Origin of the sequence: Brasilonema bromeliae SPC951 (genome assembly GCF_012912135.1) — a bacterium.
In the GTDB taxonomy this organism is placed as follows: Bacteria; Cyanobacteriota; Cyanobacteriia; order Cyanobacteriales; family Nostocaceae; genus Brasilonema; species Brasilonema bromeliae.
The window spans coordinates 221-17,594 of record NZ_QMEB01000126.1 but is presented as its reverse complement, the minus strand read 5'-3'; the positions used below and the strand labels follow the sequence as shown (position 1 = coordinate 17,594).

Below are 17,374 nucleotides of genomic sequence, written 5' to 3'. Positions count from 1 at the left end.
TAGTAAATTATAATACGTAAAAACTCTTCGGATGAAAGCTGCTATCTAGTTTTGATGAAGTTTTCAGAAATTCAAATAATTGTCAACATTCTTTTGTCAGTTTTTGAAAAAAAGATTGTTATTTTTACTACGAGTATTCCATTAGGGTTATCTTATCACTTAAACTTCCGTAAAGAAAATTATTTAATAAATTACCCAAAAGTTGGGTCAAATGACTAATCAGTATAGATGAAATTGTACTGCTACTAAAAGCAATTCTTCCAAACGCTCTTACTCCACTCGAAGAGATAGTACTGCGCTCTTGCTGGGAAGAAAAAACTTATACTAACATAGCGGATGAAGCCGATTACGGAGAAGAACGAGTTAAAAAAGTTGCATCTGATTTCTGGCAGTTGTTGAGTGAAGTTTGGAAAGAACCGATCAATAAATCCAACTTTCGTCAGACTTGAGAATATGGTGACTTGAATGAAATACTACAGCAATTTATTAATAAATTTAACTGTCCAGCTACTCCTATAACCCTAGAATTTCCGGATGGTTCGGTATCGCTTGATTCAAGATTTTACATTAATCTGACACTGAGCCTGAGGCTCTGATGGATGCTACTGAGAAAGCCCTAATTCAAGCTAAACGAAAAGGACGCGATCGCGTAGTTCTCGGATCGCAGTAACAAAAAGCAGAGGTAACTTCCTCCCCTCCTCATAATGATAATTATTATGAGGAGGAGACTGTCTCTTGAGTTTGTTTGATTAATTTATTTTTTGGAAGTCCCTTAGCGCGAATCAAATACTATTCTTTGTTATATTTAGATGTTTCTTCGACTAAATCCTTCAAACCGGGGTATTCGTACCATTGGTACGAATACCCCAGATTTTAAGGGATTTGCTTCGGTTGAGGCTGGACAATCTCGATAGGGACTCCCAGTTTTTTAGATAAGTCTAAAACTTTGTTACCAAAGTCAACAGAGTTTGCGACAACACCTCCAAGCGTACCAGTAATTGCCAGCAATGCAGCAAGACGAGTTTTAAATCTCTCTTTCTTTTGTTTCTCAGGTATAGTTATATCTTCCTGTAAATCATCTAAATGCACTATGGTTGCTTCACGTTGAGCTTCAGGAAATCCTTGAGACATGTCACGCAGAGAAGAAATTAGTTTAGTAATTTCATCAGTATTTTGACTTATGTTTTGTTGAATGTTGTTATTACCAAATACGGAGTTGGTAATGACACCACTATTATCAACAGTAATATCATTTGGCATACTTCTTTTTACCTCTCTTTATTAGTTCTTAGTTATTATTTTGAACTTTGAAAATTGTTGTTTCCAATCAGGACATTAGACATTATCCCTGAATTGTTTAGGCTTATTGTTGGTTGTGCTAAAATTGCTTCCTTTATTTCATTAAGTTTACTAAAAATGGTTTCGTCTTTTATCCCATAGCTTGCAAGTGCGTTTGTTATCTGATCAATGATAAAAGGCGTTACAGACTTTAGGTAAGTTAAGCCGTCATCTTCATCAAATAAGTTGGTGAATCTTCTATTGTGAAACCTATGCTTCAAAGCCGCTTTAAAACTTTCTTTATTTAGCAAGGCTTTAACTACAGGAAACCAACTGAAATATAGATACAGACCTGGAATAAAAGGTAAAAGCAGACCTGAAAAAACGGCCAGTAAAGCATTTATGTTGGATGGATTAAACAGAGTTGGCAATAATAGCACTAAAGCCCCTAAAAATCCTAAAAGCCCTGTGAAAAACATAGGAACAAAAATCAACAGTAGCAGTGTGTGAATCACAAGGCTGAAAATATTTATTTTACCAAGGAGATAAGAATCCAAAGCAATATATATATGAGTGCCAGTGGTATAGATTCGACAGATGGTGGATACTCTTGTTTCCCGTGGAGTTATTCGTGTGATTCGGATAACCATTCTTTCACGGTCAGGTCTAAACTGTGTCTTCAAGAAAAAGTCTTCATACTTGTCAAAAACATAGATAGTTTTGACTCCTTCTTCTTTATCATTAAGGCTGATTAAGCCATTTAAATTGTTTACTATATTTTCATACATTTTTTCCCTAGCTTTCGTTATTTGTTGTTTTAAGGGACTTTCTTTCTCGTTGGCATTGTTTTGGTCTCTAACCAAGAATAATTGTGAAAATGAAAAATTAGTCAGCTTCACTCCCAAGTATTGCGATGGGCCGATTATACCAATGAAGGGAGTATTGATAGTCTTTATGTTTGGTTGTACCATGATAATTTTTCGTTAGGTATGAACTATGGATAAATAGAACAATTGAAACAAAATACTCCAAGTGCAATTTGGAATAAATAGTTGAAGTGGAGGTAACAAATGGTATAAAGTTTACATAATTCAGATTCTGTGTAGTGAAATTTTAAATAACAAGCAAAAGTTTCTGGATAAAGCACCATATATTGTGACAAACTCCAATTGACATTAAGTCAGGATGTTTGCGAAAAGCTATAAGAATTCACTTCTTTTGAAAGAGTATCATAAATTACGCTCCTACAATATTACCCTCAAGGGTACTTTCAGCGAGATACTTACCAATATTGGGGAGTGAGCTTGTATTCTCAATTGAGGCATATAAAAATTTGTTATATTTTAGACTTACTAGAAGAAAATTAGCTCCTTGAGCATTTGCAAGGCTAAAGCGTGTCCTCTTGAAATCTTGTCCTGAAAAATTTTGCTCACCAAACTCTTTCGAGAAAAAGAATCTTATCAATTAATTTGACCAACCGATTTTTCATGTTTTTCTTGGAGCGAGTAATTAACTGCAAGCCAGGTTCATATAATTGCTCAAACAACTTTTGGGAAATATATCCGCGATAAGCCTCCGGCTTGACGCAAAGGGTATCGCCAAACAGTTTACCAATCAAGTCTTTAGTCAAATCGGGAACTGGCTCGCGGTCATCCACATTCCCACTTGTCAGCTTAAAAGCCAGCAATTCGCCACGCTCATTGATTACTGGAGTTTAGACTAAGCTATGCAAAACGACCCAGCAGGACTGAGTTAATCGGAGACTTAGCGAAATTATGAATAATCTTTAGTATTAAACCGCAACTGATGGTTCTTTTAGATGCATCCTAGAAGTACTGCGGCGTTTACCGCTCATTGATGGTAGCTGCGGTACTTGTTCTCCTATTGTTGGCACAAATCATCTACATCACAAAAAATTTGTGTCACATCCAACCGAGATACAATAATTTCCATTGCTGAGACATTATGAGTATTTTTCGTCTAAATACAGTCTCAGCCTTTTTTTGCACCTTTTTCAACCCGTCGAACTCACGTTAACTTTATATCATTTATGGAAAAATTAGTAAATCAATAAGGCAGAATCTGTAATATTTATTTACAATATGTCCCTTTTTGCTGTTATCTCGGCGCATATTCTAAGCTAATCCGCATTTAAGCTGCAGGGGTGTAAACTGCTGTACCTACCGCCTTATTCTCCAGATCTTAACTTGATTGAGAAATGCTGCAAAAGAGGTTAAAAAGCCGAATCCGCAAAAAACTGGAGGAATTTAATTGTTTACGAGATGCCCCACTCGCATGTGTTACATTTAGCGTCCTAACCGCCAAGGCGGTTGGTATACATCGACAGTTCTTAGGTTTAGCAGAGTTTTGTCTTGTTCACGAGTCAAAAATACCCTTAAACGAGCCCCCGTATCCTTTAGTGATTTTGGTAGATGTATTCTCCGTATTTATTTATCTTTACATAGTTTGGTTTTTCTACGCCGACTTACTTATCTTTAGCCGTACTCTTGTTCAATAATTTTCCAACTAACCGCACTTACTCCAGACTCCAAGCTCAAGCGGCTGACAATTTGTTCTAAAAAAGGATCGTTGCGATCCTGCGTGACTAAGTCAGCTTCAACTTCCACACGTTCGGGAGTTTCTTCGAGATCCTCGCTATGTAAAGAACGCAACTTCATTTTACCAGTGGCACTGACTGCCTGTAGCAGCAGGGCACGGACATGAGCCTCATCGTTGCTACGACAAACTATAGAACAGCGATAGCATACCTCAATTTCTGTACCTTTGAGGGGTTGCTGATTAATTCGGTAACCTAGAGGACGCAGAAAGATGTTTGCCACTAAAACTGCTACTGTTCCTATAAACGCCTGTGGGAAAAATCCACCTCCTGCCAAAGCGCCCACTGCTGCGACACACCATAATGTTGCTGCTGTATTCAATCCCTGTACACTGGCACCTCCCCGAAAGATTACGCCTCCTCCCAAAAATCCGACGCCAGAGACTATATACGCCTCAACTTGGGTCGGATTTCCACCTGGAGTCATGACTCCCAGCATCACAAATAAGGCAGCACCGGTGGCGACTAGTGTATTAGTCCGCAGTCCTGCCATTCGTTGCCGCCACTGTCTTTCTACTCCAATAACAGAGCCTAGTAAGAATGCTACCGCCAAGCGAATTGTAAAATCTAACCAAGTCATAAGTCATTTAAAATTCCAAAATTATGGTTAATAGAAAATAAGGAACTAAAGAATTTAGTCAATACCTAATCTCTTTTTATTCTTTATGATGTACGTACTTTACAATGATTTTTTGACTACAAATTTGCTCATTAAGGTTAAGCTTTCTCGCTTTTTTATTAAGAAAAGGTTATCTCCATGTTTTGCTAGAACTATTGCTAACATTTTGGAGTATAGGATTCCTATTTGACTTTTGTTCAGCTAGGTACACCTTTATTCCTTCTTCCCGTTCGGACGTTCGGCGAAGACTTCGGCGTCAGCTCAGTCGAACGCTCAGTCGAGCCGCTGACGCGGTTCGGACTTCGGCGTGAGCGCTCACCGTCGAAGCCTCACGGCGAAGCCTGTTTCCTGTTCCCTCCCCCTACTTTGTTAGTTCATCAAATCAAACCGGATTCCTATATCTTTTTAATATTTTGATGTGATGATGTAGGAGAAGAGAGGGAAAAATATTCTTTCATCTCCTAGTGCTTGTAGTCTTTAATCACTGAAAAATACTTTCCTCTATATGACTACTACACCACCTATTAAATCAGCTGAACTTACTCCCAATAATCAGCTCACCGTAGCACAGCGACTGGAAGCAGGCAAAGCATTACGTCAAGTTGTTTCTCGAAGTGCCCACCGCGAATGGCATCCTACAGATCGTCCAGATCCAATTGAAATACTCGAAGTATCAAATCAGGGACGCATACCAGAGTTAATCCCCATGCGTTACGGTCGGATGTTGCAGTCCCCCTTCGCATTTCTGCGGGGAAGTGCAATTATTATGGCGGCTGACTTGGCAACTACTCCCACAACGGGAATCCACGTACAAGCATGTGGAGATTGTCACTTACTTAACTTCGGTGGATTTGCCACACCAGAACGAAATCTCATCTTTGACTTGAATGACTTTGACGAAACCTTAAGCGCACCTTGGGAATGGGATGTAAAACGCTTAGTGACAAGTATTATTGTTGCGGGGAAAGATATCCGTCTGACTGACAAACACTGCTATGATACTGCCGAAGCAGCAGTCCGTGCCTATCGCTTGTCCATTCGGGAGTATGGGCAGATGGGGACTTTGGCGGTGTGGTATGCGCGACTGGATGCTAATGTGCTGGTGGAACATGCACCTGATGAGGAAACTCGTCAATACTGGCAGCAAATGGCAAGCAAAGCCTTTACCCGCACTCTACAGCAGACATTTGTGCAGATGACAGAGGAGGTGAATGGACAACGGCGGTTTATTGATCAACCACCCCTGTTGTATCATCTACCACTACAGGAGCAATATTTAGAAGAAGTAGGGGTGTTATTTGAACAATATCGTGACACTCTGCAAAGCGATCGCCAGTTTTTGCTAGATCGCTACCATCTAGTAGATGTAGCCATGAAGGTGGTTGGCGTTGGCAGTGTTGGTACTCACTGCGGAGTTGCACTGCTGCTAAGTAACGATAATGATCCTTTGCTGCTGCAATTTAAAGAAGCCCGTCCCTCAGTACTAGAACCCTACGCAGGTAAATGTCCTTACTCCCACAACGGACAGCGCATAGTCAATGGTCAACGCCTCATGCAGGCAGCTAGTGATATTTTCTTGGGTTGGACAAGTAACAGTCGCGGACAAGATTTCTATTTTCGGCAATTAAAAGACATGAAAACCTCAATTAAACTCAAGGGGATGTCTGCCAGGGGTTTGGAGGATTACGCGGAAATTTGCGGTTCTGCCTTAGCCCGCGCCCATGCCCGTTCTGGCGATCCTGTTGTTATCAGTAGCTACCTGGGCAAAAGTGATGCTTTTGACTCTGCTGTAGCAGACTTTGCTGTTACCTACGCCCATCAAGTTGAGCAAGATCATCAAGCCCTAGTAGCAGCAGTCAAATCTGGTCGAATTGAAGCGAAGTAGGTTGGCAGCATTGACATTTTGCGCTTCTTTTGAAACCATAGTCACTTGAGTAGTTACCTGATGGCTACTACTACCAGAAGCCTCCATTTAATGTTTATCCTATTGAAATTGTGAAAAAATTGTGAGTTGACAGCCAATAATTCTTGGTCATGCGACTCAAAACTTAGTATAAGTCAAAACAAAATTTCAGTCAATCTTTATGTGCAAAATGAACTCTACTCTTTGCTCAGAAATTTAGTATGATGTGGCTAATTTTTGCCCATCCTAATAATAGGAGTATCTCCCAACACCCTAAGTACCAATATCAATGACAAGCCACTGCACGTCTGTGCCAAGAAAATATTTCCTGTTTTTCAGGATGCTTCTCTACTCTCTGCAGGTACTGGTTCTGGTAGATAAAGCCGTCCTTCGCTAGCATCGTACTCAAATAGTTCTGTGTAGCGTCCCCAGTCAACTGCTGTAGCAAATTGTCTCTCAGCTTCTGCGTGCGGAAAATGTTCATCTAGTAAATCCAGAAAGAAATCTCCTCCCATTGACCCATTTTGTTTTTCTCGCAGCGTCTGTAGTATACTAACTAACATCGGCACACGTTGCAGGACTTGCTGCCTGAACAAGTCTTTACTTCGCAAAATCGTTGTCGTGGCAAAGTCGCGCCCAATTTCGGTAAGCTGAACATCGCCTTGTATAACATCTGCAAAGCCCAGCATCACAGCACCATCAAGAATTGGCAGGAGATCATCCACTTCCAACTGAATTCGTTCTGCCAGCCTGAATATATCCTCCCTACCTTCTGGTTTCTCTACAATCAATTCCAACAAACCACTGATCCCACCCACTCGTACATGTGGTAACGACTGAGCATAAGGTGATTTAGATGCTTGTGCGGTTGTGGGGGCTGCCACTGCGACTTCACCAGTCACTTCAACTTCTGGGTTGGTCATCACCGTGTAGATATAGTCTACCAACGCTTTGAAGCGAACGTTTGCGCGATCATGGGGACGCGGCAAATCAATAACGACTTCACCACGAACGCGCCCTGGATTTGATCCCAGGATAATCACTCGATCCGCCAGAAACACAGCTTCCTCAATGTTATGGGTGACAATTAAAATACTTTTGGACGGAAAGGTGCCAGCATTCCACAAGTCGTCGATTTCACCCCGTAAGTTCTCAGATGTTAGAACATCCAGCGCACTAAATGGCTCATCCATAAACAGCACTTGCGGTTCTAGAACAAATGCCCGTGCAAAGCCCACTCGCTGCCTCATACCGCCGGACAATTCTTTGGGATAAGCGCTCTCAAAACCGTCCAAGCCGACTAAGTCAATGGCTTTGAGTGCTTGTTTACGTCGCTGATCTCGATTAACTCCCTGCGCTTCCAGTCCCAACTCCACATTTTCTTGCACCGTCAACCAAGGCAGCAGCGCGAAGCTTTGAAAGACCATTGCCACATCTTGGTTAGCTTGTTGTAGACGTTTACCACTGCTAATCACCTGTCCTTCACTTGGTGGAATCAAGCCTGCCATGATTCGCAACAAGGTGCTTTTGCCACTACCACTGCGTCCCAGCAATGCGACGACTTCGCCTGTACTAACTGTCAGGTTGACATTGCGGAGAACCGTAAACTCTCCTTTACCTTCTGGCAGAGGAAAACTTTTATGGACTTGCTCGACGGCAATCAGTACTTCATGAGTTGCTTGGGTAGTTGTCATGCTTGCACCCCTTCCTACAGATGATATTTTGTTTCCGCGAGTTGATAGAGTCGTCGCCAGAACACGCGGTTCAGTCCAACCACATACAGACTCATCATTCCAATCCCCAACGTAATGCGGGGCCAGTCGCCCACTTCAGTTGCCTTGGCGATGTATGCTCCTAACCCAGTTGCGGTAAGGGTCGTTTGCCCCCAAGCGACAACTTCAGCAACAATACTGGCGTTCCACGCCCCACCACTAGCAGTAATACCACCTGTAACCCAAGCGGTGAAAATGCCAGGGATGATTAACTTGCGCCATAACCGCCAGCCACGCAAACCAAGATCCCTCGCCATCTCGCGCAGGTCAGTTGGAATGCTCATCGCCCCAGCAATAGAGTTAAAGAGGATGTACCACTGGGCACCCAGGGACATCAAGAAGATACTTCCCCAATCGATGCTGATATGGGCACGAATGAAGAAGAGAGTTGCGAAGGGGAAAATAAAATTTGCTGGGAAGGATGCTAAAAATTGTACCACGGGCTGCAACAGGCGTGATAGTCGCGGATTGAACCCGATCGCCACACCAACCGGTGTCCAAATCAGCGTTGCTACCACCAGCAGCACCACTACGCGTCCCAGGGTCAGTAACCCTAGCATAAAAGTTTTGAACACCTCACCCAGTCCCACTGTTGTGAGAATAAAGTGCAAAAGGGCAGCCAGCAATCCGCCAATCAGGAGTAACAAAGCGAAGTTGTAAAGGCGATCGCTCACCACTTTCTGCTTCTGGTTGATCGCAACTCGTGGACGTTGTGGGGTCAGTGATGATAGTAGGCGGTTGATAGTTTCACCCACCGGAGTGAACGCCCGTCTCATTAAACGTGGAAGCCGCGCGGCTTTGAGCAAATCGAACACCCAGGAGTTGGGAGCCTCTGCTGCCGAACTCTGTTCTAAGCGGAACTTATCAGCCCAGGCAATCAGCGGTCGCCAGAACAGTTGGTCTACCAGTAAAATAACCACGGCGATCGTTAGGAATGCCCAACCTAAAGCAGGCAAATCCTGAGCGGTGACTGCTGCTGCTACGTAAGAACCAAGTCCGGGTAACGTATACTTCTGGTTGAGTACACTAATCGCTTCACTGGCTGCGACAAAAAACCAGCCGCCCCCAAAACTCATCATTGCGTTCCAGATTAGCCCAATCATCGCGCTTGGCACCTCCAGCTTTGTAAACCGCTGCCAGGCCGAAAGCCGATAAAGCCTTGCTGCCTCATCTAATTCGCTTGGTACCATTCTCAGCGACTGGTAGAACGAAAAGGTCATGTTCCAGACCTGACTTGTAAAAATGGCAAAAATTGACGCTGCTTCTAATCCCAGTAAACTCCCAGGGAATAGAGCAATAAAGCCTGTCACCGTAATCGACAAAAAGCCCAGTACCGGTACTGACTGTAAAATATCGAGGAGTGGGATTAAGATTTGTTCTGCACGACGGCTTTTGGCAGCAACATAGCTATAGATTAAAGTAAACAATGTTGAGCAAAACAGCGCGATAAACATCCGCAGAGTTGAGCGTCCAGCGTAGTATGGCAGATGAAGCGGGTTGAGGCTAACATCTGGCACCACATCCGGCGGTACAAAACTCACTAAAGTTCCTGCACCCACACGTGCGATTAGCCCTAGTAACACCAATGTGCCAAAAATCAGGGCAATATCAGCTAGACCGAACGGGAAGCGTCGAAGCGCTTCTGGGGATGGGAAGGTCCGCTTCAGCATAGGTTATGGAAGTTTTGCCCATATGGTAGACAGTATTATTTAAGCATCAAAGTTATACATTCTGTCTACTTTTTTGTCGTCCCATAAAGCAGAAGGCAGGAAGTAGAAGTTGTGCTTTTTCCCTTCTACCTTCTGCCTTGTATATAATTTGCTTTTGTTCGTCGTTTTACTGATCGCTGCTCAATTTCTCTCTTAGTTCCGTCCAGTGGACGCCCGCGAGATTAGGTAACACAACGTGTGCTGCTCCCACTCGTTCAGTAGGACCAAGTCCTATAGCCAACATCCCAGCCGCAAGTGCAGCCTCAATACCTGCGGCTGCATCTTCGACAACGACACATTGCTCAGGTTTGAGTCCTAGCTGTTGGGCAGCAAAGAGAAATAAGTCTGGTGCTGGCTTGGGTTGCTGGACGCTGTAACCGTCAGCAACCACATCAATGCGATCGGCAATACCCAATTTCTCAATCACCGTTTGAGCATTTTTGCTAGCAGAACCAAGGGCTATCTTAATCCCAGCTTCCTTCAATTCATCCAACAATGCAATTGTCCCTGGCAATACATTTCCCGGCCTCATTGTCTGGATAAAGTCCACATAGTAACGGTTCTTGCGGTCCATCATCTCCTGGAGTTGTGCTTCTGAGTACTGCTTGTTACCAACTATCTTGAGCAGTGACTCGCGACGAGAAACACCTCGCAAATCTTCGTTTGCTAGGCGATTAAAGGGTAATCCCTCTTCATCCGCCAGCTTCTGCCAGCCTAAGTAGTGGTATTCTGCTGTATCTGTGAGAACACCATCCAAATCGAAAATGACTCCTCGGATATCTGGAAGTGTCATAGTATCTTGTGCTGTAGGACGTAGATCAATTTCGTGCCACTCGCCACGCCAATGAAGCTTGAACTTCAGACGTTTCCACCCAGGTGGCAATTGTGGCGTTGCTGTTGGTTGATGTTCTGCAAGTTGAATTCCCCCAAACCCCAAAATCACAGCTTGCCAAACACCGCCAGCACTGGCACCATGAATTCCTTCGTGAGCATTGCCACGAACATCTTCAATATCCACCAATGCGGCTTGCATAAACCGTTCATAAGCCTCTTTTGATTTGCCCAAATCCGAGGCTAAAATGGCATGAATGGCGGGTCCGAGAGACGAACCATAAGTGATGTCTGTACGGGGTGCGTAGTAGTCCCAGTTTTTCTCCAGCGTTTCTTGGGTGTAGGGAAATTCCTGTGATTGGCGCATTAAGTACAAAAGCATCAACACATCTGGCTGTTTGAGCACCTGCCGCTTATTTGTTTCCTCAATGCTCAAAATCGTTTGTATTGAGCGGTTACGTGGTTCGTACTCAGCCAAGTCGATATCTTCTAATTTAAAGAATCCCTCGGACTGCTCGACAAGTCCCGTCGATGGATCGTAGGGAATCCATATATTATTGATAATGTCTTGCCAACGAGAAAGTCGTCCAGGAGTAAGTTGCAATTTTTTGACAAGTGTGCTAAAGCGGTCGGGGTAAGTATGACGCAACCAGTCATACACAAAGAGCGCTTTCTCTAGGTGCCATTGCACCATCCGGTTCGTAAAGGCATTGTTGTCTGCAATCTCGTGGTACTCATCCGCTCCAATTACCCCACGAATTTCATACCGTTCGTCCTTGGTGTCATACTCAACGCGACTCCCCCAGAAAACAGCGGTATCGAGAATAATTTCCACACCGCAGTCCCGCATCCACTCGTCGTCGTCAGTCGCTTTCCAATAGTACCAAACCGCATAAGCAATATCAGCACTAATGTGGATTTCGCGATCGCGACACCAAATCCTAATGTCTTCACCATAAAAATCGTTAGGAGGCAACCAACGCGGTGTCACTTCATCCCCAGTATCCGCACTTTCCCAAGCATACATTGCTCCCTTATACCCGTAATGAGATGCCTTGCGTCTGGCACCATTTAAGGTGAGATAGCGGTAAGTGAGTAAGTTACGAGCGAGTTTTGGTTGAGTGTAAATGAAAAAGGGCAGGATAAAAATTTCCGTATCCCAAAACACATGACCGCGATAGCCAAAACCCGAAAGTGTTTTCGCTGGGATACTCACCTTCTCATCATGCTCTGGGGCGCTGATCAGCAATTGAAAGATATTGTACCGAACGGCAAGTTGAGCTTTGGTATCTCCTTCAATCAAGATGTCGCTTTTATCCCAAGCCTCAGCCCATGCTTGTGCATGGGCATCTACCAACGCTTCATAGTCTGGGAGTTGAGCAAGCTTTTCATTCGCTTCTTTGACCGGGTTATCCACATCTCGTGACGTAAAAACTGTCACAAACTTATCCACGGTGACCGTCTGTCCTAAAGAAGCTTGGAATACGGTGCTCAAAGTTGGATAACCTGGAGGACTACTGACTTGTACTGACGCATCAGCTCCTGTTACCGTCATTCCAACAGCCAGGCCCAAGTTGATGCGGGTGTTCCGAGTCTGGAGTTGCAACCAGGCTCCTCGGTTGGTTTTGCCCTGGTCTATCAATTCCCAGTGGTTGAAACCTTGATTTTCAGGATAGCCATTAATGCTACCTTGAATTTCAATCAACCCGTCAAAATCTACTGGCGTCAACTGACAGCGCAGTCCTAACACATGCTCATCTGCCCGACTCGCAAAGCGTTCAAAGCAGAAGTCTATTGTCTTTCCGCCTGGACTGCGCCAACGTACTTTACGCCTCAGAACACCGCGCTGGAGGTCAAGCTGTCGCTCATAGCTCAGTATCTCGCCGCGTTCGGTGCGGAAGCGATCGCCATCGACAGTGACAATCAATGGTAACCAGTCAGGACAGTTAGCAAGTTCGGTGTATACAAGAGGAACATTATCATAAACCCCATGAATGAAGGTCGCTGGCACTGCACCAGTAGAACCTTCCTCAAAACTTCCCCGCGTTCCCAGATAACCGTTGCCAATAGTGAAAACAGTTTCTCTGTGCTGAGTCTGGTTTGGCTTAAGCTGGGTTTCGACAAGTGTCCAATCTGTATAAATAAAGTCGTGGGAATTTTGTGTTGTATCCATGGCAAACCGGGGTTTTTGAGATAAGACTGTTATCTTTTCATATGTTGTTCCAAAATTTTTTCAGCCCTAGGTTTGTAGAGCAGATGGAACAATGTTTCCACATAGCGAGCTTTGGCTTCGCCAATTTCCTGGTTCACAAAGTTCCAAAAGCTGTAGACTTTAGCTAGCAGTAACAACTGCTTGGTGTGTAACTGCCAATTATATTTGTTACGGACACGCTGAATCACCAACTCCGATATCTTATACCAGTGTTCTAGATAAGCATTGCACTGGTCAATAAAGCTTAATATCGTCTTGGCTGTTCCTTCTAGGTCTGTTGGATTTAGCAGAAAACCATCTTCTCCATCTTCGATGATTTCTAACGAACCGCCAAATTGAGTGGCAAAAGTTGGTAATCCGGAACTCATCGCTTCGAGAATGGTTCGTCCAAAGGCTTCAAATCGGGCAAAGTGGACGAAAATTCCTTGAAAATCCGCAATAATACGGTATGCTTCTCCCAGGTCAGCAAGAGGGAACTGTATTCCTACCCAACGAATGTGACCGTGAAGATTATACTCGTTGATAATATTGTGGAGTTTTTCGATTTCCTCTGCTTCTTCTGAATTGATTGCTTGGTGGGGATGCAGCTTGTCAGTCACAATAATTAAATTGCAACTCTGTTGTAATTCCTGACTTTTACCAAAGCATTCTGCCAAACCCGCAAGGTTATCAATAGCAGTGATCGCACCAACAGCAAAAATGGGTCGCTTACTTTGGTTCTCTAGGTGTCCAAGAATTTGGGAGTCTTCACGGGTAAACAGTAAATCTTGAACTCTTTTGCTGACGGTAATATCTCGGTGTTGTATCTGGTTATAAGGGAAGAAGATATGTTCATTGACCCCTGGTGGTATCATGTTGAACTTGGGACTGAACAAGTCAATACCATCTACCACATGATACAGTTGGGGCAACGTAAAACATTTGTAAGACTCATACTGGCCCAGCGTATCGGGTGTCCCTACAATTTCTTGGTAGGTTGATGTAATGATGAAGTCTGCTGAGTTCATACCGATAATGTCAGCAGTGTACTGTGCTGAAAAATGGTATTTCTCCTCTAAATCATGCCAGTACAAGTTACTGAACAGGTGTTTGGGTTTTTCCAAAGAGTGAGCAATGTTGCAGTGAGTCACTTTCAGACGGCGCGCCAACAGAAAAGCAACTAAGTTACCATCGCTGTAGTTACCAATGATCAGATCTGGACTACCCCGAAATTGGGCAAGCAGTTCTGTTTCTGCATCAAGGGCAAATCTTTCTAGATAAGGCCAAATCTCATATTTGGAAATCCAGTTTTGAGTGACATTAGGATTAGAATCAGCAAAAGGAACGCGCAAGATCCAGGCATTTTCTGTTCCCTCAACTTTTTCTAAGCGTAGATTGCACAGTGTTCCTTCGCAGTTGGGGATAAGGCGAGTCAGAATAATAACTTGGGGTTGGATACCAAGAAGGTCTAATCCTGCAAGTTTGATTTCTTCTTGCAGTTTATTTTCTAAGTGGCGCGCTTGTTCAAGAACGTAGATAACTTGACCTGTTGTTTCAGGTCTTCCCAGAACATTTTCTTGGGAAACCCAGCCATGTATGGAAACGAGGACAACACGAAAAACTGTCGGAACACGGGAGACGAAGGCTTCGAGAATGGCTGGTTCTGCAGTGTCAATCAGTCGGTTGAGAAGTTCTAGGGTTTCACGCACTCGCGATGCTGTGTTACCCCAACCTGGTTCAAAACCGAGTTCTTGAAGGTCAAAGCGAAATTTTTCGTAAGGTTCAGAAGAAGGACGTTCGTTGAGGAAATTTAGGGCTTGCTTGACTTGTTTGGCGAGCTGTTTACCTGAGTCAATACGAGCGTTAATCAGCAACGGAATACCATCATACGAGTGTCGATGAAAAACATCAAACAAAACCTCTAGCCAGTAGTCAGGATCAGTCAACACTTGAGTGCATAGGTGACGGTTGAGAGACCCGAGACCTTGACCAATGTTTCTTGGGTCGCTAATTCTGGGGTAACCGTGGTAATATGGGCTGAAATCAATTTCTAGAATTTGGGGTTGAAAACGGTTGACTAAGCGATCGCGCGCATCTAATAATGCCTCTGGCGTCATCTGCTCAAAACTTGTCATATTTGCCCCAAGCCGCCAAACCTCTTGGCTACCAATCCTTGGTCGCAGAAGAAACCAGGTACTTTCCCCTTCCACAATCATTTCATGCGTGTAGTGTATGAGTTTCCCTACAGAAGAAGAGTAGAAGAAGTAGCCTGGCTTTTCTGAATTTTGACAGTACTCAGCAAAAGCTTGTAAAATTTCGTTTCTCAGAAAGTACCTTTGATCCAAGGCACTCAAAGTTTTGATTAAATGACGCAGAGCAGTCTTTTCTTCACTATTTAAGATAGTTTGAACCAGTTCATGCATGGCACATTCCTAAACATTAACTAGACCAATACCTCATGTTTCTACACTTGTCCTGAAAATAACTCTCCTTGGAGTCTAACGATTTTCAAAAGAAGAACCACAGATAATGATTCACCCCCTACGTTAGCGCATATCTCGCTTGAAGGTTCAGGTTCTACAGAAAGGTTTTAGGTATTTGTTGAATATCAAAAACAAGTATAGCCCAGTAATTTTTAGGAGCAAGTTTTCATGTTTTGTAGCTTATGTAACAATTCGCCCCCAATTTGACTTTTGATAACAAATCCGGTTCATAAGTTATGATTCAGAGGGTTTGTGCAAAAACCTTAAAATCCTCTCAAAAAAGCGCCTTGCGCCCTAAGCATTGCTGCAGTCTTAATGCTAAGTCTTTAACAGAACATGATATGAGTAAATGTCCTGATTTTTCTGCATAATCAACAACCAGAACTCTGTTAGGAAAGTGACTCTCTCATACTCAAAGGATAGTATTGAGTTTTAGTTGAAAGCGGAACAAATTTTTCGCGGGTTGAGAATGAGCAGTTAAGCTTTATACTGGTAATGACTTAAGATCAACCATTAAACTCAAAAAAATTACTTATATAAATAAAAATAATATGTCCATCTCCAAAACAGAAGCAAAGCAACTGCTAGAACGTCTTATTTTTGATGATGAACGTCCTCATGACTGGGTGCAGGATGTGTGGGGGTTGAGTCCAATATTGGGAGATAGTGCAGCAAAATTGCTAGAGGTTTTTGAAGCGCTGATAGAATGCTGTCCGCAAGATCAATTGGAAAATTTGCTGCAAACGTTTTATCAAGAGGACTTTGAGTGAAGAGGTGATGATCACTTAGAGCGATATGCAAGACGGAGACTTTGGACTAAAATAACGAGAGATGCGATCGCCATCAATCCACCCCAAAACCAATAAGGTAAAAGCAATTGCTGCTGGATTTGCGCAGTGTCAGAGAGCAAACCAGGACCTGCAGAGGCGCTAAATAAGTAGTCTAGTTGATGGTAAGTACTAACACAAGCTTGCACGCCGAGAAATTGAATCCCAAATCCCTGCATCCAACGAGGAGCTTTTAGTGCGACACCAAGTATAATCAGACCAAGTAGGGGAATTGCAACGATTCCAAATGGCGAGCGTACCCAGATCAGGGTCGAAATCAGTAAAAAACCCCCCAAGATGGTCAAACTCAGATGCGCTGCTTTAAAACTACGCGAAGCCAAAATTAAACCCGCACCAGCGATAGGTGGACCCATAGGTCCTGCTGCAGCAACCAAAGCACGACCAATGGATCCCAAGTACAACGGAACGCTATGAAAGGCGACACCCGAACCATTGGAAAAAATCTGCAATTGCTGGAACTGTCCTCCTAACAAAAGTGCCATCAAGCCGTGACCCATTTCATGAAACCAAGTTGCCAGGATGGTGAATGGGTATAAAATGTAATTTCCTCCTGGAACTTGCCACAGCACAATAGTGGCGATCGCTGCAGCAAGAAGCCAAAATAAACCCATCCGGTCGACTGTTTTTGGGGCTTCTCTAGTTAGCAAGGGTTCAAAATTTTTTCCAAAGTTGGTCATCGATCACTTTCCTCAACGTTATACCCCTATCATTTCGATTGTAGTTGTATCTATCCGTTGTTTGTGTCTAGTAGCATAATTAACCAGTTATCAGTTATTCACTGTTAACTGTTAACTGTTAACTGTTAACTGTTAACTGTTTGAACCACCAGACACAAGTTATTTTAGGAAACTTGAAACAGGAATGTTACTAAATCTCCTTTACCCAAACTGATGCGATCGCCTGGGCGTAAACGATGCCGATTTCCTGGCAATAAGGGCAAGTTATTAATGTAAGTACCATTAGAACTTCCTACATCTTCGATATAATGAGCGCCTCCCTCTAAACGAATATCAGCATGAATTCGCGAAACAATTTCCGAATTGGGAAATCCTGAAACATCCACATCTGGAGGAATGCGATCATTGGGCTTGCCCATATGGGCAAGCCCAATGATCGCATTCCT

The 17,374-nt window shown here is 43.5% G+C and carries 13 protein-coding genes and 2 pseudogenes; 4 read left to right on the top strand and 11 right to left on the bottom strand.

What is annotated here, in order from left to right:
• The first annotated feature begins 218 nt into the window (after nt 1-218).
• A complete protein-coding gene (locus tag DP116_RS30890) occupies nt 219-449 on the top strand; it encodes a helix-turn-helix domain-containing protein (RefSeq protein WP_479686321.1) in 231 nt (76 codons plus the stop codon).
• 424 nt (nt 450-873) lie between these two features.
• Here the strand turns inward: DP116_RS30890 and DP116_RS16490 are convergent, their stop codons facing one another.
• The 4 genes and pseudogenes from DP116_RS16490 to DP116_RS30735 all read right to left on the bottom strand — a co-directional run.
• A complete protein-coding gene (locus DP116_RS16490; protein ID WP_169156211.1) occupies nt 874-1,260 on the bottom strand; it encodes a hypothetical protein in 387 nt (128 codons plus the stop codon).
• 35 nt (nt 1,261-1,295) lie between these two features.
• On the bottom strand, nt 1,296-2,249 hold the full coding sequence (locus DP116_RS16485) for a hypothetical protein (protein ID WP_169156210.1): 954 nt from the start codon (nt 2,247-2,249) through the stop codon (nt 1,296-1,298).
• Nucleotides 2,250-2,514: 265 nt separating this feature from the next.
• Complete coding sequence (locus DP116_RS30885) at nt 2,515-2,742, bottom strand: pentapeptide repeat-containing protein (protein ID WP_479686320.1); 228 nt, start codon at nt 2,740-2,742, stop codon at nt 2,515-2,517.
• Nucleotides 2,717-3,231 (bottom strand): annotated as a pseudogene (locus DP116_RS30735) (transposase); the annotation flags it as partial. The gene DP116_RS30885 and the pseudogene DP116_RS30735, both read right to left, overlap by 26 nt.
• 212 nt (nt 3,232-3,443) lie before the next feature.
• Between DP116_RS30735 and DP116_RS29410 the strand changes: the two are divergent.
• Nucleotides 3,444-3,596: pseudogene (locus DP116_RS29410) on the top strand (transposase); the annotation flags it as partial.
• A gap of 177 nt (nt 3,597-3,773) precedes the next feature.
• Here DP116_RS29410 and DP116_RS16470 read toward each other — a convergent pair.
• The gene (locus DP116_RS16470; protein ID WP_169156209.1) at nt 3,774-4,475 is read right to left on the bottom strand and encodes an MgtC/SapB family protein; all 702 of its coding nucleotides are present in this window, start codon (nt 4,473-4,475) and stop codon (nt 3,774-3,776) included.
• Between the two features lie 544 nt (nt 4,476-5,019).
• Between DP116_RS16470 and DP116_RS16465 the strand changes: the two genes are divergently transcribed.
• The gene (locus tag DP116_RS16465) at nt 5,020-6,399 is read left to right on the top strand and encodes a DUF2252 domain-containing protein (protein ID WP_169156208.1); all 1,380 of its coding nucleotides are present in this window, start codon (nt 5,020-5,022) and stop codon (nt 6,397-6,399) included.
• A 353-nt stretch (nt 6,400-6,752) separates the two neighbouring features.
• On the opposite strand, the gene DP116_RS16460 is transcribed toward DP116_RS16465, so the two are convergent.
• The 4 genes from DP116_RS16460 to DP116_RS16445 all read right to left on the bottom strand — a co-directional run bounded on the left by DP116_RS16460 (nt 6,753) and on the right by DP116_RS16445 (nt 15,343).
• Nucleotides 6,753-8,111 (bottom strand): ABC transporter ATP-binding protein, encoded by a 1,359-nt coding sequence (locus DP116_RS16460; RefSeq protein WP_169156207.1) that lies wholly within the window; start codon nt 8,109-8,111, stop codon nt 6,753-6,755.
• Nucleotides 8,112-8,125: 14 nt separating this feature from the next.
• On the bottom strand, nt 8,126-9,859 hold the full coding sequence (locus DP116_RS16455; protein ID WP_169156206.1) for an ABC transporter permease: 1,734 nt from the start codon (nt 9,857-9,859) through the stop codon (nt 8,126-8,128).
• Nucleotides 9,860-10,025: 166 nt separating this feature from the next.
• Nucleotides 10,026-12,902 (bottom strand): beta-phosphoglucomutase, encoded by a 2,877-nt coding sequence (pgmB, locus tag DP116_RS16450; protein ID WP_169156205.1) that lies wholly within the window; start codon nt 12,900-12,902, stop codon nt 10,026-10,028.
• A gap of 29 nt (nt 12,903-12,931) precedes the next feature.
• Nucleotides 12,932-15,343, bottom strand: a complete 2,412-nt coding sequence (locus DP116_RS16445; RefSeq protein ID WP_169156204.1) for a sucrose synthase — start codon at nt 15,341-15,343, stop codon at nt 12,932-12,934.
• A 611-nt stretch (nt 15,344-15,954) separates the two neighbouring features.
• Between DP116_RS16445 and DP116_RS16440 the strand changes: the two genes are divergently transcribed.
• A complete protein-coding gene (locus DP116_RS16440; RefSeq protein ID WP_169156203.1) occupies nt 15,955-16,173 on the top strand; it encodes a hypothetical protein in 219 nt (72 codons plus the stop codon).
• A gap of 11 nt (nt 16,174-16,184) precedes the next feature.
• Here DP116_RS16440 and DP116_RS16435 read toward each other — a convergent pair whose 3' ends face one another.
• Together DP116_RS16435 and DP116_RS29405 are read right to left on the bottom strand one after the other, a co-directional pair.
• Entirely contained in the window at nt 16,185-16,928 is a 744-nt protein-coding gene (locus DP116_RS16435) for a M50 family metallopeptidase (RefSeq protein WP_169156202.1), read from the bottom strand.
• Nucleotides 16,929-17,092: 164 nt separating this feature from the next.
• A partial coding sequence (locus DP116_RS29405; protein ID WP_439330036.1) for an FHA domain-containing protein occupies nt 17,093-17,374 on the bottom strand: 282 nt, incomplete at its 5' end.

Coding starts and splice junctions, on each gene's coding strand:
- DP116_RS16490 (WP_169156211.1), bottom strand. CDS start 1,260: ATGCCAAATGATATTACTGTTGATAATAGTGGTGTCATTACCAACTCC.
- DP116_RS16485 (WP_169156210.1), bottom strand. CDS start 2,249: ATGGTACAACCAAACATAAAGACTATCAATACTCCCTTCATTGGTATA.
- DP116_RS16470 (WP_169156209.1), bottom strand. CDS start 4,475: ATGACTTGGTTAGATTTTACAATTCGCTTGGCGGTAGCATTCTTACTA.
- DP116_RS16465 (WP_169156208.1), top strand. CDS start 5,020: ATGACTACTACACCACCTATTAAATCAGCTGAACTTACTCCCAATAAT.
- DP116_RS16460 (WP_169156207.1), bottom strand. CDS start 8,111: ATGACAACTACCCAAGCAACTCATGAAGTACTGATTGCCGTCGAGCAA.
- DP116_RS16455 (WP_169156206.1), bottom strand. CDS start 9,859: ATGCTGAAGCGGACCTTCCCATCCCCAGAAGCGCTTCGACGCTTCCCG.
- pgmB (WP_169156205.1), bottom strand. CDS start 12,902: ATGGATACAACACAAAATTCCCACGACTTTATTTATACAGATTGGACA.
- DP116_RS16445 (WP_169156204.1), bottom strand. CDS start 15,343: ATGCATGAACTGGTTCAAACTATCTTAAATAGTGAAGAAAAGACTGCT.
- DP116_RS16440 (WP_169156203.1), top strand. CDS start 15,955: ATGTCCATCTCCAAAACAGAAGCAAAGCAACTGCTAGAACGTCTTATT.
- DP116_RS16435 (WP_169156202.1), bottom strand. CDS start 16,928: ATGACCAACTTTGGAAAAAATTTTGAACCCTTGCTAACTAGAGAAGCC.